The sequence below is a fragment of the Lactiplantibacillus fabifermentans DSM 21115 genome, assembly GCF_000498955.2.
Lineage (GTDB): Bacteria > Bacillota > Bacilli > Lactobacillales > Lactobacillaceae > Lactiplantibacillus > Lactiplantibacillus fabifermentans.
In genome coordinates, this window is the sequence record NZ_AYGX02000090.1 from 1 (window position 1) to 15745 (window position 15745).

Annotated in this window: 13 protein-coding genes and 1 pseudogene; 4 read left to right on the forward strand and 10 right to left on the reverse strand. The window is 47.8% G+C overall.

The genetic code is table 11. From position 1 onward, the window contains the following. Nucleotides 1-211: 211 nt before the first annotated feature. On the reverse strand, nucleotides 212-676 hold the full coding sequence (locus tag DY78_RS08585; protein WP_024625459.1) for a MarR family winged helix-turn-helix transcriptional regulator: 465 nt from the start codon (nucleotides 674-676) through the stop codon (nucleotides 212-214). Nucleotides 677-969: 293 nt separating this feature from the next. Next, complete coding sequence (locus DY78_RS08590; RefSeq protein ID WP_024625460.1) at nucleotides 970-2406, reverse strand: amino acid permease; 1437 nt, start codon at nucleotides 2404-2406, stop codon at nucleotides 970-972. Between the two features lie 229 nt (nucleotides 2407-2635). On the opposite strand from DY78_RS08590, the gene DY78_RS08595 reads away from it, so the two are divergent. Together DY78_RS08595 and DY78_RS08600 are read left to right on the forward strand one after the other, a co-directional pair. Beyond that, nucleotides 2636-3391, forward strand: a complete 756-nt coding sequence (locus DY78_RS08595) for a type I 3-dehydroquinate dehydratase (RefSeq protein WP_235810655.1) — start codon at nucleotides 2636-2638, stop codon at nucleotides 3389-3391. 6 nt (nucleotides 3392-3397) lie between these two features. Beyond that, the gene (locus DY78_RS08600; protein WP_024625462.1) at nucleotides 3398-3625 is read left to right on the forward strand and encodes a hypothetical protein; all 228 of its coding nucleotides are present in this window, start codon (nucleotides 3398-3400) and stop codon (nucleotides 3623-3625) included. 426 nt (nucleotides 3626-4051) lie between these two features. Here the strand turns inward: DY78_RS08600 and DY78_RS08605 are convergent, their stop codons facing one another. After that, on the reverse strand, nucleotides 4052-4501 hold the full coding sequence (locus tag DY78_RS08605; RefSeq protein WP_024625463.1) for a flavodoxin: 450 nt from the start codon (nucleotides 4499-4501) through the stop codon (nucleotides 4052-4054). A 232-nt stretch (nucleotides 4502-4733) separates the two neighbouring features. Here DY78_RS08605 and DY78_RS08610 point away from each other — a divergent pair, with 232 nt between their 5' ends. Both DY78_RS08610 and DY78_RS08615 read left to right on the forward strand, forming a co-directional pair. After that, nucleotides 4734-6641, forward strand: a complete 1908-nt coding sequence (locus tag DY78_RS08610; RefSeq protein ID WP_024625464.1) for a hypothetical protein — start codon at nucleotides 4734-4736, stop codon at nucleotides 6639-6641. 60 nt (nucleotides 6642-6701) lie between these two features. Continuing rightward, on the forward strand, nucleotides 6702-7655 hold the full coding sequence (locus tag DY78_RS08615; protein WP_024625465.1) for a phosphoglycerate dehydrogenase: 954 nt from the start codon (nucleotides 6702-6704) through the stop codon (nucleotides 7653-7655). Between the two features lie 233 nt (nucleotides 7656-7888). On the opposite strand, the gene DY78_RS08620 is transcribed toward DY78_RS08615, so the two are convergent. The 7 genes and pseudogenes from DY78_RS08620 to DY78_RS08650 all read right to left on the reverse strand — a co-directional run bounded on the left by DY78_RS08620 (nucleotide 7889) and on the right by DY78_RS08650 (nucleotide 15670). After that, on the reverse strand, nucleotides 7889-8437 hold the full coding sequence (locus DY78_RS08620) for a hypothetical protein (RefSeq protein WP_024625466.1): 549 nt from the start codon (nucleotides 8435-8437) through the stop codon (nucleotides 7889-7891). A gap of 22 nt (nucleotides 8438-8459) precedes the next feature. Further along, nucleotides 8460-8936, reverse strand: a complete 477-nt coding sequence (locus tag DY78_RS08625) for a hypothetical protein (protein ID WP_024625467.1) — start codon at nucleotides 8934-8936, stop codon at nucleotides 8460-8462. Between the two features lie 246 nt (nucleotides 8937-9182). Next, nucleotides 9183-10130 (reverse strand): DMT family transporter, encoded by a 948-nt coding sequence (locus tag DY78_RS08630; protein ID WP_024625468.1) that lies wholly within the window; start codon nucleotides 10128-10130, stop codon nucleotides 9183-9185. Between the two features lie 72 nt (nucleotides 10131-10202). After that, nucleotides 10203-11191: pseudogene (locus DY78_RS08635) on the reverse strand (ketopantoate reductase family protein). Nucleotides 11192-11596: 405 nt separating this feature from the next. Continuing rightward, on the reverse strand, nucleotides 11597-13753 hold the full coding sequence (locus DY78_RS08640) for a transglutaminase TgpA family protein (RefSeq protein ID WP_081754427.1): 2157 nt from the start codon (nucleotides 13751-13753) through the stop codon (nucleotides 11597-11599). Next, nucleotides 13743-14732 (reverse strand): DUF58 domain-containing protein, encoded by a 990-nt coding sequence (locus DY78_RS08645; protein ID WP_024625470.1) that lies wholly within the window; start codon nucleotides 14730-14732, stop codon nucleotides 13743-13745. The genes DY78_RS08640 and DY78_RS08645 overlap by 11 nt, the downstream gene beginning before the upstream one ends. Next, entirely contained in the window at nucleotides 14729-15670 is a 942-nt protein-coding gene (locus tag DY78_RS08650) for an AAA family ATPase (RefSeq protein ID WP_156404112.1), read from the reverse strand. The genes DY78_RS08645 and DY78_RS08650 overlap by 4 nt, the downstream gene beginning before the upstream one ends. Nucleotides 15671-15745: the final 75 nt, after the last annotated feature.

Sequence of the window (15745 nt, forward strand, 5' to 3'; positions counted from 1 at the left end):
CTGATCTTTTTTGTCCGAACAGCGTTCGGATTAATTTTACAATCTACCATATAACTAAAAATAAGCACCTGATGAAGTAGAAATTTCATCCGGTGCTTATTTTTGGCTATTTTTATGACCATAACGTGCGCAACGGTTACTGGCATTGCTGCTGACTTACAACGGCAATGCTAACTCACCAAACTTTGGCAAGACCTCTGTGAGCACACGGTTAGTTGGCCTGTTTAGCGTCCCAGGCTGGGGCAATGATTTTACGTGAGAAGTCGTCTAACAGTGACAACATCGTGTTGATGCGCTGTGGACCGAGGGTGTCAATCCAGTGATTGAACATCGCTTGGATGGCCTCAATTAGCTGGGTATCGATTTGTTGGCCATGGTCGGTCAGTAAGAGACTTTTTTGACGACGGTCAGCGGGATTGGGAACTTGATAGACATAGTCATATTTCAATAAGATACTGATCTGGCGTGAGATAGCACTCCGCGAGACGTGATGACGGTCGGCGATGTCCATTAGCAATAAGGGTTGGGCACTCGCGCCGATTTCATGCATGATTAAAAACGTATCAAAAGTCATATGATATTGGCTAATCGGTTCGGCAATGTAATCGTTCATGTAACGCAACACCGTTGAATAGTCGGATAAAAAGTCATTAAGTAATTGTGGTGAGCCGTTCATACTGCAGTTTACCTCCTTTGATATCAATTGTTTGATATTATATCTAATTGCGTCAAAGTTAATTGTAACAGACGTCAATTTCTTTTAACATAGAAATCTTAACGCGAAATGAAAATAAATGGTTAAATAAGCAATTTTTAATTTATGCTAACGATTAATTGTTCGGATTAACTAGGGGACTAGGGCTACGACGCTTAGTAGTTGCGCCTAGCATAGCATGCGGTTACCGGGGGTTGCTAGTAAAGCGACACAAAAAAACGAGACCACGTTAATGGTCTCGTTAAATAATAGTTTTATGCTGCTTTCTTTAAGCCGCGGCGAGCAATCATTGGTAAGATCATCCCTAAAGCGACAAAGACGATTGGCGTGATGATGTTTAAGGCTAATTGGAATAACCAGCTACTTGGGTTATCCGCATAATTCGTCTTAGGTACCATCCCTAAGATACATGCAAACGCCGTGAACAAGAAGCACCAAGCGCCGACAAATTTACCCGCAACCGGGTTCTTTAAGAACATGTAGTCGCTCTTGAAGTTCTTCAAGTGTTGATTCAACATGATGTAAGCTAAGAAGACCCATAAGTAACGCATTGGCATAACGACAGAGTTCAAGTTTAATAGCCAGTTGAATAATTCGTTCATATCACCAATTCCCAAAGCTGGGATGATGATTAAGATGCTGACCAGAATCCCAGTCATAATATAGCCGTTGACCGGCACATCTTTTTTGTTCATCTTGCTGAGTTTCTTTGGAATAAATTCTGGATCGGCATCGCCAAGCAAAATCTTTAATGGCGCATCGATGGAGAAGGCTAAGGCCGAAACTTGGGCGAGCACGTTGGCAATCGCATATAAAATCATGAAGAAGTTCCCAACATGGTAAAAGGCACCTAAACGTTGGAACGCGTAGTAAGCCCCGTTGGCCATTAAGTCATTCGGGATATGTTTGGCGTTGAATAAGATCCCCATGGCAAATGAACCAAGTAACGCACAAACGGCTACCATGCCGGCTAAGACTAACATCCCAAGTGGGAATTCATGCCCCGGATTTTTGGTCTTGTTAACGTATGGTGAAATCTTTTCAGAACCACCAACCGCGAAGACTAACATGGAAACGGTCGTGAAGTAAGCAAAGTCAAATTTTGGTAAATATGACTTAATTGATAGCATATTTGGTGTTTGCACCGTGGCCGTCGTCATCAAGGGCGCCGAAACCGCTAAAATAATAAACAGAATCGACATGATGAACATCCCAGTCCCAGCGACACTCCCGATACGCTTCAAAGTAGTTAACCCTTTTGAAGCAATCCAGAGGAAGAACAGGAACAAGACTAAACAAATAGATTGGACGAGCAAGGCTGGTGTGTTGTTGACAAAATCCCCGTTGCCTTTGAACAACCAACTAAACGCAATTAAGATACCTTGTGGTTTTTGCGCCAAGTAAGGAATATGAACAATCCAATACGTCCAAGCCGCATAGTAAGCGAGCCGTTTCGTACTTGTGGCGCGAATCCAAGAAGATACGCCCCCTTCAGCTTCCTTAAAAGTTGACCCTAATTGTCCGACAATCAAGGTATAAGGAATGAAGTAGATGATCATAATTAAGATCCAAGAGGTGACCACTGATAAGCCTTGTAACGCAAAGTTGTTAACCACGTTACCTAAGCCCCAGACGGCCACAAACGCAATTAAAGCGATGTTGGACCAGCGCAGTTGTTTCTCTGTTTTCATTAAGCGTGGGCTCCCTTTTTTTATAAATTACTTTATTGTAAATCGAAAATGGAAGCGGTGACAAGCAGTTTTTTTTCAAAATGATAGTTGGTTTAAATAATCGTTAAAAAGATGAGTAAGCGGTGTCATTACGGTGAAAATTTGCTATTATTAAGTTGAACGAGCTAACGCCCACCGGGGTGGCGTGTTGGTTATGGGGATTATATGGTAAACTGAATTGAAAGTAGGGATGATTTTGAAGAGTGTAACCATTGGGACAGTCACGTTAGCCGCGGGGGTACCTAAGATTGGCGTCACGTTAGCAGGGGCGAAGCAGTCAACGTTATTGGGCGCCGCCGCCCAAGTGCTGACGTCGGCTGCACAAATCGTGGAGTGGCGGTTAGATGATTATGAAGAGCTGGATAATCGGGCCGCATTAGTCAATACGGCAACTCAGTTACAACAAATATTGGGGACGATTCCGGTGATTGCCACGTTGAGTGCGACGGCGACGGATGCGGCGACGTATTATGATACGTATCGCACATTGGTGAATAATCGCGCGGCCGCGGCGGTTGATATTGACCTAGCGATGACTAATCAAGACGACTTTGTGCCGTTGACCAAACAAATGCGCGCCCAAGGCATCAAATTGATTTTGAGTGCGACGTATCAAGCTCAAGTGCCCACACTGGCCGAACTTGAGCAAACGTATCAGACGTTAGCGGCGGCAGGGGGCGATGTTGCTCGAATCAAGGTCGTCGCGCGCCAACCGCAAGACGTTTTGACGCTCATGGCGGCTACTGCGCAAGCGCGCGCCAACTTAACGTTGCCACTGATTGCCACAACGCTGGGGACACTGGGGCGCTACAATAGCGTCTGTGGTCAGTTGATTGGCTCGGCCGTCACGTTTGGCCGGGTCGGTCGCGTGGGCGGCACCGGTCAACTGCCAGTCAGTCAGCTCAAGCAAACCCTACAGACCTTAGCAACCGCTGAAGGGGCGTAGTTAACCATGAAATGGAAATCGATTTGGCGTCACACGAGTTATATTATTCAAACGCTCGCAATTTACTTCTTATTAATTCAAGGGCCCTATGACTTATGGATTGAGCACACTGGCTATCGGATTGGGGAATATTTGCTGAATATTATCGGCATTAGTGTCTTGTTCTTTTTAGTCGAACTAACTTATAACTATTTCCGCCAACGGGTCGTGGATAAACATACGCATCACCATTAGTGAAATTTGGCCTTTTTTAAGAGCTGGTAGAATTTGCTTGCCGCTGTCAGCTGACTGTAATTCCAGCCACCATGGAGACCGGACCAAGCCTGAGAAGCGGTCTTGGTCCTCGTTTTTGAGCCTAAAAAGCAAGTCTCAAAAGGCATCCATGGTGTAAACGGGATGCAAACCAATCCCGTTAACGCCACCGGCATGGCGGATTCCATTACAATCAGCCGACAGCTAAATGGATGATCGACCAAAAAAGACTCCGCTACAGTATGTGTAGGGAGTCTTTTTTATTTGTTGTGAGTTTAATGGCGGCATCTAGGCTGATTAACGCTTTTTGCCGCACAACCAGACTTAAACCGGGCGTCATTGCCACTCGAACGACAGCTGATTCATAACGCCATAGTAAGTACCGGTATATTAATTCCAATCGTCACACTATTTAGCTTGGGCCGCCACTAATTTTTCAGTGAAAGCGTCCAAGTTTTTAATGTCATCGCCTTCGGGTGCTAAGTTGACGAAGACATCGTCCGCGCCTTGGGTGGCTCCAGCTTTTTTGAAGGCATTGCTGAAGTCCGTAACGGCCCGACAGTAGTCTTCTTCGTAGAACGTGTCACCAGAACCGGCACAGCCGAAAATCTTACCGCTCAAGTCGAGTTCTTGTAAATCGTCGTAAAAGTCTAAACCTTCTTCGGGGAGGGCCCCTTCATCATACGTGTATGGCACGACGACACAAATGTCGACGGCTTCAAATTCGGTTGCGTCGGCTTGTGAGATTTCTTCTTTCGTCACGTCGATGCCTAAATCTTCAAATTTTTCAGTAATAATATCGGCAACATCTTCGTTGTTACCGGTAATTGTAGCAAAAATGACTTTAGCAGTGGCCATCTTAACCCCTCGCTTTCAATGTGTTGATAAGCTGATTATAGCAAAGTTTGAATTAAAAATTAACCCAGTGACGATTTATTCACAAAACCCGTTGGGGGCGGTTTCTCATGGGGGCATTCCATGCTATAATTTAACTAATGCTGGTTAAAATTACGTTAAAAATAGTGACCAGTACTAACGACTATAATTAATAATTAACGATAAAAAATAAAGTCAGCTAGGGGTAAAGCTATTGTCAAAGAAAACTAAAAAATCCGGTTTTGGCAAACGGTTATGGAATTCCATCACTGAACCAATTCCCGATGAAAACGATGATCAAAATAATGAAAAAATTCCGCTGGCCTATGATGTGAAAGATACTGATGACGCTAAACCAACGTCGTCAGCCGCACCAAGTGAGCCTAAAAAGTCAGCTGCTAAGGAGCCGGCTAAAACGGCGAAGTCGGCCGCAGCGACCCCCAAATCGGCCGCAGCTGAAACCGACACGCCGGAATCGGCGGCGCCACAAACGCGGCAAGCCCGGCGACAGGCGGCAGAGAAGGCGGCGGCCAAACAACCTAAGCCAAGTTCCGCCACACAGCCGATGTCGGCAGCTCAAACAACAACACCTAAATCAGCGGTGAGCCAAGCCAGTGAAGCGCCCACACCAAGTCGTTCAGCGCGGCACGGTCGCCAAGACCAAGCTAGTGCGCCCACTTCGACGGCGCCAAAAGCACCAGCCGCTAAGCCAACCACGGCACCAACGACCCCGGCCAGTGCGGCTGCTAAGTCGACGCCGGCTTCACAAGCAGCGACGCCCAAACGGCCCGCAACTAGTGGTCGGCCAGCGAGCCATCACGGGCAACCGGTAATTTCGGTCAAAAATCAAAACAGTGGTAGTACTAATACGCCACGCTCAGCTGCCAATCAAGAACAGCCAGAGATTCCGTTATCGCGTGAAGAATTATATGGCGATCAACAACCTAATGGTGGTAAGGCGCCTAAACAACGGCCACGGTCAGCCGCTGACAGTGCTGAACCGATGTCACGGTTAGCCCGTCACGGCGAAGCGACGACGGCTCCTAAAGCGACCAAGCCAGCCATGCCCGGTGAAGATTTAGCTAGCGAACACGACGACGATGGTAACGATGGCAATTCGCACCAAAAAGCGCGCAAATACAACAAGAAGTTAATGTTGACGGGTGTCGGCATCTTGTTGATTGCGGCAGTCGGGGCCTTATTCATGTGGAACCACGCTAAGACGACTGAAGCTACGGCCAAGAGTAATGCTGAAGCGGTTGTTAAAGAAATTTACACGAGCACGGCGCAAAAAGATTTGCGGGAAAGTGCTGACAGCAGTAAGCTAGCTCAATTGCAAACGTATGTTGATCAAATGAAACAATCTGATACTAAGAATTCGTTGCAAAAACAACATGATACGGCGGCTAAGATGTTGAGTTTACGTAACCGTTACACGACCTTGTATACCGAAAGTGGTTTAATCAAGGCTAGTGTGGTTACTAAAGATGTGACTAATGCTGAAAAAGCCTTTAAACAATCCAGCTTAGCAAGTAGCAAGACGTACTTCACCGACAAGTACCAACAAAAGTTGAAGACGACTGGCAAGACGGTTAAAGCGGTTGTGAAGTATGACAAGGATTACCAAGCCCTTTACACCAAGACAGGTAAGCTGAAGTCAACGGTCACAACTAACAATATTGATACGGTGATGAAAAACTTGAAGAAGTATCGCACTAAGTCACAATTAGCCGCTAATGATTATGACCAATTGAAGACGAACCGTACGAAGTTAGCGAAAGCGGAAAGCTCAGCGGCTGCGGCCAGTTCAAGTGCCGCTGCGGCTTATAGTGAAAGCAGTGAGAGTTCAAGTTATAGCGAAAGCAGTTCAAGCTATAGTGAACCGTCATCATCATCGAGTGATACGGATTCGTCATCGACGTATTCGACAACGAATGATTATTCAACGACGGGTAACGATACTGATACGACGAGCTCCACGAAGAGCAGCTCAAGCTCGGCGTATAGTTACAGTCACAGTTCAAGTGCCGCGACTAGCAGCGCCAACGATACTAGTTCGACGACGACTAGCAGTACGACAACGGATAATAATACGACCGGTTATAACGACAGTAATTACTAGGTTGAAGCGAAGCGACCGGCATTGTGCCGGTCGCTTTTTGTTAGAGAGGAAGGGTATTAAATGCCAAAAATTGTTCTATTAGTACAAGCAACTAAACCAGCCCAAGTGGCGCAGTTACAAGCGCAGTATCCGGATTGGACCTTTAAGACGGTTGCCGAATTGACGCCGACTGACTATGATCAGATTGAAGTCATGTATGGGAACCATCCGATTTTGAAGCAAATTTTGGCGAGCCCGACGAATCATTTACATTTCTTACAAGTCATTTCCGCCGGGGTTGATTATTTGCCATTGGCTGAATTAAAGGCCGCTGGAGTATTAGTGGCTAATACGAGTGGCATTCATGCTGATGCGATTAGCGAGTCAGTTTTAGCGGCTATGTTAACGGTCGTACGTGGTTATCATGCCGCGTGGTTGAATCAGACTGGGACCCGAGGTTGGTCATTACCAGTCAAAACGAGTACTTTGACGGGCCAACAATTGTTGATTTATGGCACGGGAAAGATTGGCCAGTCATTAGCGGTTAAAGCAACTGCGTTAGGCATGCAAGTGGTCGGAGTCAATACGACTGGTCATCCAGCGGCCCATTTTGCCGCCACAGTGGCTATGGACCAGACGGAAGCGGCCTTGGCGACAGCCGACTTTGTGGTGAATGCTTTGCCGTTAACGGCGGCGACACATCACTTATATAATGCGGCGTGGTTTGCACAATTGAAACAGCAACCGATGTTTATTAATATCGGTCGCGGACCGGCCGTGGCGACGGCGGACTTAGTAGCCGCATTGGATCAACACTTAGTCAGTTGGGCGGCGTTGGACGTAACCGAACCCGAACCATTACCGGCCGACAATCCGCTATGGCAACGGCCGGATGTGTTGATTACGCCGCACATCTCAGGTCAAATCGACCATTTTCGAGCCGTCGTATTTCCAATCTTTAGCACGAACTTTGCGCAATGGTGCCAAGATGGGACGCTCGCCCAAAATCAAGTGGATTTAACGCGCGGTTATTAAAGCTTGGAAAATAATATTTTGGTAAACGGTGTCTCAGAGACCAGTTTGTAAACGTTACTGGCCGCAAGTTAAAACGTAGTTGCAATTTCGGCGGTCAACTGGCTCTGGGATATCATCAGTAAATAGTATCTGTCATTTGAATTATACGACTGAACGCCGTCACCTGATAATTGGGGTGACGGCGCTCAGTCGTATCGGCATGCTGAAGGTTGGTCCTAACGCTTGCTGACGTATTAACGCCGGCGTAAATAAACTTGAATAAGGAGTAAGAGCCAGCCGTTGATGGCCAGTTCTGCTAAAATTAACCAGCCAAATTGAATATACTGACTAAAGTATTTTCGCCAAGTGAATAATCGTTGCGTGGTTAGTAATAAGGCCTGATGGTGGTGACGCTCACGGGTGACGGTGGGTTTGGCATAGTGTCGTGCGAGTCCCAAAATTAGCCACAATAAGACGGCATCAATGATTAGCGGCACAATGAGCCACAATAAATTTTTCGGTAGGGCGTGTCCGAAAATGATGAAAAACGGGATTAGTACCCCGCTGGCACTGAGCAACATAAAAATGACGAAGAGTAATACTGCCAGCGATTCTCGGGATTGAAATGTCGTTGGGGGTTGTTCGTCGTTAGCTTCGAGTTCTAGGTAGTGGATACGGTCAATTAACGGAAACTTTTTTAAACTCCGGGTTTGCCACTTCAGAGCCGCGCTTAGAATCAAGGCGACAATTAAGTATAGCCAAAAGATGTCGCCCCAGAGATCAATCATTCGTAGTAAGTGCATAAAACTCCTCCAAAGTTCAGAATTAAAAGGCCGTGATGGTGTAGTAAATCAAGCTACCTAGCCAAAGATAAGTAGCGCCGATGCCTAAAGCTTGTTCGATGATGCTAAGACGGCGGTGTTGTGGATTAGCAAGCGGTTGAAATGCGTTGAGTGGCCGCAACTGTTTGGTGTAGACCGACTTTTTAAAGAGACAAAACGTCATCAAAAGCCCGCCCAATATTTGTAAGGTCAGGGCGGCACCGGCATAAGCAAACTGGTTGAACCAAAATAACCAGATTGAAGGTAACAAGACGCTTAATTGCATGACGAGTGGGGTGATGGTTTTCCAAGCTTGCGACCGCTGAAAAATCGCCTGCGACTCGGGATGTTTCGTTAAATAAGCATGGATATTTTTTAATTGTGGCAAGTATGCCGAACTCGGACGGGTTAACCAACGAATTTTGATGAATACTTTTGTCAGCAACATCACTTCAATCGTCATCATTAATTCGATAGACACAAAACGACCTCCAAAAAATAAATTAGTTCTATTTTATGGTATGGGCGAGTGGTCCAGGTTGATTATTTGTAGCGGTTTTGTAAAGAGTGCGTAAGGATATCCTCCATTAAGAATGTGTGCAAAAACTCGAAAATGAGCGGCAGATGAAGTTGAAATTTCATCTGCCGCTCATCTGCTTTTTTCTATCTTTATTGTCGAAACGTGCGCCAAAAAGCGGTTTGGCACGCACTCAGTTGCGTTATTCAATCAATCATCATGATCATGTTCAGCCGCGTCATGAAAGTCAGCGGCGGCCCGTTCGCTAGGGCGTTTGCCTAACGCTAAAATAAAGACGGTACTAATAATCAACAGACTGCCGATAACGTCGATGAGTTCAAACTGGACCCCGAGCCACGCCACAGCAATGATAGTTGCCGATAATGGTTCAAAAGCATCTAGCAAACTTGCGACGGTTGGGCGAATATATTTCAAACTTTGTAAGAAGAATAGGAAGCCCAGCAAAGTTCCGAAAATAACGACGAAACTTAATTTAGCTAGGTTAAGCCAAGTAAATGGTACGTGAATGCTCCAAACTGGTTGAATCATGTTGAAGACGATCCCACCTAAGAGCATCGACCAAGTGTTGACGGTCATCGAGCTGTACTTTTCAAGTAGTTTAGCTGGCAACAAGGTATTGGTTGCGGAAGTCACACCGGATAACAAGCCCCAAACTAAGGCCCACACGGAGATAACTAACGTGCTTGGATTACCATGAGTGACGAGTAAAAATGAACCGCCAATCGCGAAGATAATCGCTAAGCCTTCTGCGCGGGTGGGCCACTGTTGATGGGCGATAATCAGCCACAAGGCAATGAAGACCGGTCCCATGAATTGTAGAATGGTGGCTGTGGCCGCGTTACTCGCTTCAACTGCTAAGAAGTAAGTGAATTGGACGGGCATTAACCCGAGTAACGTGTAGGCGACCACTTCTAGTAGGGCGCGGGGGTCGCGCCAAATCGGCCACAAATCGACTTTGGTCACTAAACTGATGATGAATAGTCCAATACCCGCAAATAGCATCCGGACGCCCGTTAACCAAATCGAGTTGATGTCGGTGGTATCAAACAATGTTTGCGCGATAGCACCGGAAATCCCCCAAAACGCCGCACTCAAGCTGGCTAAGCAGATTCCTTTTAATTCATGGTTCGCTTGCATTCTGGCCCCTCCCTTATCAAAATCATTACTATCTATTGTAACTGATTTCGAGGTGAAAAGGGTCGTTAGATTTTAGGCCGTCGCCGCCGTCGTGGTCGTGGTCGTTTTGTTGGCAGTTTCAGCTTGGCGCGTCGATTCCGCTAAATGCACCAGATGCGTTAAGAAGGCGTGCGTTTTCGCTTGGTAATGATATTTTTGACCTAACGAAACGAGATAACCGTTGATGTAATCGACTTCGGTGTGCCGGTTGTGCGACATATCTTGATACATTGACGGGTAGTGGAGGGGATTAGCGACTTGGCTCACATAATTGACCGAAGCTAATTCTTCGGCGCGCGTATTGAGCATCGTGACGCCATCGCGTTCGCACACGTCGTAGGCTTCGTCGATGAGCTGCTTACTGAGTTCATCGGCGCCCGGGTAGGCCGCAAATTCACCCATCGTGATTTCGAATAATGTACATAACGTGTTGACGACGGAATTGAAGACGACTTTGGCTAAGAGTGTCCCCCGGAAGTTGGTCGTTAAGTTGGGATTAAACTGACATTTTTCTAGTTCGGTCACGACGCGATGGGTCATCGCATCCGGCTTTTCGGTATAGTTGGCGAGGTTCATCGTCCCGGCGCCCCGTTTACCGATGAAGTCGACATCGCCAGGGCCATTTAAGACGGTCGCCACTAGCGCAGTTCCTGCGAGCAATTTATCTGGTTGGAAGTACTGTAACAGTTTTTCGACATGCCCCATGCCATTCATGCAAGTGAGCACGTATTGTTGATCGTTGAAGGCGTGGGCGGTGCGCTTGAGAAAATCAGCGAGTTGCATCTGCTTATTAAAACGACCCAGACATCGGGATTACCGTGATAATCTTCGGGATAACTGACTTTGACGGGGACGAGATGGCGATTTTGATGGTCGCGAGACACGTAGACGCCGCCTTGTTGATGCATCTTTTCAACATTGGGCGACCACGTATCGACAAATTCCACTTTATTGCCAGCTGCTTGTAATAAAACCCCGTAACGTAAGCCCATGGCGCCAGCGCCTAAAACTGTAAATTTCATATGTATGACCATCCTTTGAACTGATTTTTTAATATTGACGACAAAAAGGCCCGGCAGACGAATTTCGTCTACCGGGCGCTAAAGCGTGTTACCACCGGTTATTTGCCGACCACTCACATGGACCGACCTTAAGCGTACCAACATGAAACGATACGTGGCACGATAATGGGTGCGACCATTGAAGGTTAGCGATATGTTTGGCCTTCACGCTCACAGTCGATGTTCACTGGGATAGACTTGGTCTGCTTACACCATCTCAGACTCGCTTAACAAGGTGATCCCCGCTACTGAACTGCTCATAGTTTTTCTCATCAAATATTAATTGTCCTATAATCTACACTGATGCGCGTAATCTGTCAACGGTCGACCGGTGAATCTTTAGATTATTTGGTCAGATAGGGGCAATTAACGTGAGTGTGGCGCGGTAAACTTGCGATTCTTTTGTAAAGTGTGAATAACGGTCTGTAAGGCCGCGGGTAAGTCAGACGCAGGTTGCGTACTGAACGTTGTCGCTAATGCTAACTGGGTCGCCGTCATGAATTGGCCGTGCAGTTGCGGCCAGGCTTGTTCGACGCGAGCGGCGTATGCCGTGAGCGTTTCCGCATGGGCCCGTGGTAATTGATGTTCGAACCAGCGGCGTAGTTGGCGATATTGCCAACTCGCTTGACCAGTGTGAGTGGCAACTAAGCCGCGTAGGACTTGTAGGCCTAACCAGAAGCGGCCTAACCACGCTGCAAGCATTAAAATCAAAATACAGCTACCGGTGATGATCCGGGCGGTTGATGTATTCAAGTGAAAGTGGCCAGTACTACTCGTTGTCGTCGTCGTTGAACTAGAGCGACTGGTTGCTGAGCTACTGTTAGTCGTCTTGGTGGTTGTCGTTGATTGACTAGTGCCCGTTGATAACGTGTTTGTCTTCGTTTTTGCGGCGGTCGTGCCCGGATTTTGATAACCAGGTGTTGGGTCAAAGGGGACCCAGCCGATGCCGGCGAAGTAAACTTCGGCCCACGAATGGGCGTCAGAATTTAAAATCGAGTAGTGGTAGCGGCCATCACTCGTTTGACTACCGCGGGTCCCGCCACTAAAGCCTTGCGCCCAGCGTGCCGGGATTCCGACTGACCGTAACATCACGACCAGCGCCGTTGAAAAGTTATCACAGTAACCGCGTTTAGTTGTAAACAAGAAGTAATCGACATAATCGCGGTTAGATGGGGTAGTCGGCGTATCAATCTTCGTGTAGACGTACTTGTTGGAGGTCTTTAGGTAGGCGACCAGTGCCCGGACTTTACCGTATTCAGTTGTTTGACCCTTAATAATTTTTTTGCTTAGGGTCGTAATGCGCTTGGGTAAGTCTTCAGGTAATTGGGTATAAGTTTCATCCAGTTCTTCTTCCGGCTTGGCCGTAACCGCTTGGAGCCGTTTTGCGGTGTATTTTTGATGCTGAGCCGTATACGTGAGCTTAGTCACCGGGTGTTTGCCTAAATTAATATAAACGCGGCCACGTTGGGCGGTGTAGCCCACGCCGATGCGACTTTGTTGTTTACTAGAAAGCGCCCAAGTCGTTTGACCGTAGCCGACTGGCAAATAATCGGTTGTTTTACTCATTGTTAAAGTGACTTTTTGCGCCGTCGTCGTTGGGGCTTTGATATAACCAGTGGACGTCTTAGTTGGTTTGCGGGTAATCTTCGTATCTTTATCGACGTTCCAGCCTTTACCGGAATAGTCATCGCGGGTATCGACGCGCCAATATTGGTCGTGGGCGGCGATGGCTTTAAAGGCGACGCTGTTGTCATCTTGGATGGCCCCACCGAGCGTCGACGTGTCGGACGAATAGCCGGTTTTTTTGACCGCTGATGACTTCTCCAAAAAAGTATAAAAACCACTACTACTCAAGCTATTGCGCCAGTTAACGGTCTGTTTCGCTAATTGATTGAGTGGCGTTTTAGCCCAAGTATTCACGGTGGCGCCCCCGGCAATGACTAAAATCATCAAGCCGGTATATAGCGTTGTTTGCCATGACCAGTGGGGTAAAAATAACACTAAAATCAATAAAACGGTCAGGCCAGTCGTCAATGCCAATGGTAAAACTTCGTTGCGAGTGGCAAAAATCGTAACGGCTAATAAGTACCCGCTACTGACGAGCATACATAAGAACGGTTGCCGCCACCGGACCGTCAGTAAGGTCAAGGCAATGGCTAAGGCCATAATCAGTAACATGCTCAGTAAAACGGGCATCATTGCGCTACCACTTTGAAAGGCGCGCATTTGTTGCAAGAGTTGGCCGCAAAACTTAGTTAGCCAACTAACGGACAAAGCTTGGCTGAACGGAAAACTGGCGTAACTGCCGGCCACAAAACTGATGACATAAAGGAGCCACCACCGCCACGGGTGGCGCGGCCAACAAGTATAGGCCCACGTGATAAGGCTGATAGCTGCCAAGTAGGCGAGCAATGGATACGGCCGACTAAAGTGATTGACGGTGGTATACGTCATTAGTGGTACGGCCAATAATAGCGCGTTGAGCAAAGCCACGATGGCGAGTTTGAGCTGTTTAGGCATCATGCCCACCTCCCGGCCAAGTAATTGCGGTCGCCAGCGGATTTTGTTGGGCCAGTTGGTTGAGCAAGTCTTGCGCCAGCAAAGTATGGTCGCCAAATAATACCACGCGATGTTGCCGGACGTTGACTGCTGGTACTTGCGAGTCGCGATACGGTTGATAACTGGCGAACGCGTCTGGTGCTAAAGCAGTGACCGTTTGTTGGTTGGCCCCAATCAAAATAATTTGGGCCGGAATCGCCTGCGCAAGTTGGATGAACGTATAAAAACCGGCCAGATGGTCCTCTAAGTCGGCGGTACTAGTTGCCATAAAAATCCAACACCACGGCAACGGCTCGTCGTCGGCTAAAACGCGTAAAATCGGCGTGCCTTGGCGGGCACTGAGTTTCCAGTCAATTTGATTACGAGGATCGCCGGGGTGATACGGGCGAAAGTCGCGGGTTTCAAAGCCGGGTTGGTCGGTCGTACTCGTTGTTGGCCGCCGTAATAACGGTTGAACTTGGGTATAGAGTTGTTGACCGAGGGCCTGATTCAAAATGGGCGGAACGACTAACGCTGCTGGTAGTGTTTTAATGGCCCGTTTAACAATTAAATGTAACGGATCTTGCATCAATAATTGAACTTGTAATTGGTCATAGACGCCACGTGGTAACGGCATGGTCGTTTGCCATGTTTGGGGGTGCCCGTTCGCCACGAGTTTACGTTGCGGATGGAGCAGCTTGGGTTTAATGACCGTTACCCCAGGATTCTTGGCTGGTAGCTGAAGCGTCAAGTATTGTTTTCGGTCGCGCACACTGAGCGCTGTTTGCACATTGATATGGCGTAACCGGGGCCATAAGCTGGCAAAACTTAAAATGGCAATGCCAGTCATGATGGTCGCCATCGCCCAGCCAGTGGCGTTATTAAAACTAATCGCATAGGCCCATAAGATGATAACGACTAAAATTAAACCGCAGTTTTGTAAGGCTGATTTGAAGGTGTTCATGCCGAAGTCCCCTTTGTTGGTACGGGGATGCTCGCTTGCAAACGTTGGACCACTTGTTGCTTGGCTGTCAGCGACTGCGCGCCATTCGCCAAGACGAGGCGATGGCTGAAGGTCGGGATTAAGACGGCTTGAATATCTTCGGGTAAGACATAGTTGCGATCATTCAAGAGGGCGTAGGCGCGGCTAGCTTGCAGTAAGGCGAGCCCACCACGCGGACTAATGCCGAGCCGGACGCCGGCGTCATCGCGGGTAGCTTGTACGAGTGCTAATGCGTATTGACTAACGGCCGCGTCGACGGTGACGGCATTGACGGCCGTCTTTAGTTGACTCAAATCGGCTTCTGATAAGACTGCTTGTAGGGTGTTCAACGCGGCTTGCCGGTCATCGCCATTGTAGAGAGCCAGCTCATCGGTTGTGGCGGGGTAGCCCACTTGTAAGCTGAATAAGAAGCGGTCAAGTTGGGCTTCTGGCAGCGGATAAGTGCCAGCGTATTCGCTCGGGTTTTCAGTCGCCAGGACGAAGAAGTTGGCCGGTAAGTCGTAAGTTTGGCCGTCGAGGGTCACTTGACGTTCCGCCATCGCTTGGAGCAGTGCTGACTGGGTCCGCGGGGTCGCACGATTGATTTCATCGGCTAACAGCATTGTCGTAAAGATGGGTCCGGCGTGAAATTCAAATTGATTTTGTTGTTGATTTAAAATGGAAACGCCTAAAATATCGTTCGGCAATAAGTCGGGGGTGAATTGGACCCGGTTAAAGTCGCCGGCCACACTGCGGGCCAAGGCGCGGGCAAGCGTGGTTTTACCAACGCCCGGAACATCTTCAAATAAGACGTGACCACCAGCTAATAACGCAGTGACGGTTAACTTGATAATTTGTGATTTACCGACCACCACTTGGTTGATTTGGGTCAGTAAAGGCTGTAAGGATTGATTGTTCAAAATACCGGCCTCCGTTTAGTTTTCGTTAGTAATAGGATACAACGTTTTGGGGGCAAACGGAAAGCGGAACGTCGG